Source organism: Flammeovirga sp. AWQ4_249, from assembly GCF_056161045.1.
Window position 1 is genome coordinate 1 of record NZ_JBSWYJ010000135.1, and the last position, 333, is coordinate 333.

Below are 333 nucleotides of genomic sequence, written 5' to 3' on the forward strand. Positions count from 1 at the left end.
ATTTATTTTAATATTGAATGATTTTATACAATAATAATAGCTTAAACGTGCATTTTTTCAGAAAATGAAAACGTTTAGGACACTATTGATTAAGTACCTACTCTTTTATAAGCTTTTCGGTTTCCGCTTATTTGTGCACAATATTTTAAGAGTAAGTAGTCGGCCAACCCGCACTTGTCTCCACCAACTATTTAACAGGCAGAAGTTTCTCTAGTTTATTGATTGGATAATCATCAATAAGTTCAAGCGTATTTTTCAACCATTGATAAGGTTCAATGTCATGCATTTTTGCGGTAGCAAAGAAGGAATAGAACATTGCTATTTGTGCAGCAC

At 32.4% G+C, this 333-nt stretch carries 1 protein-coding gene; it reads right to left on the minus strand.

From position 1 onward, the window contains the following. Positions 1–187 precede the first annotated feature (187 nt). Positions 188–316, minus strand: a complete 129-nt coding sequence (locus ACXAHM_RS26405) for a transposase domain-containing protein (protein ID WP_474967077.1) — start codon at positions 314–316, stop codon at positions 188–190. Positions 317–333: the final 17 nt, after the last annotated feature.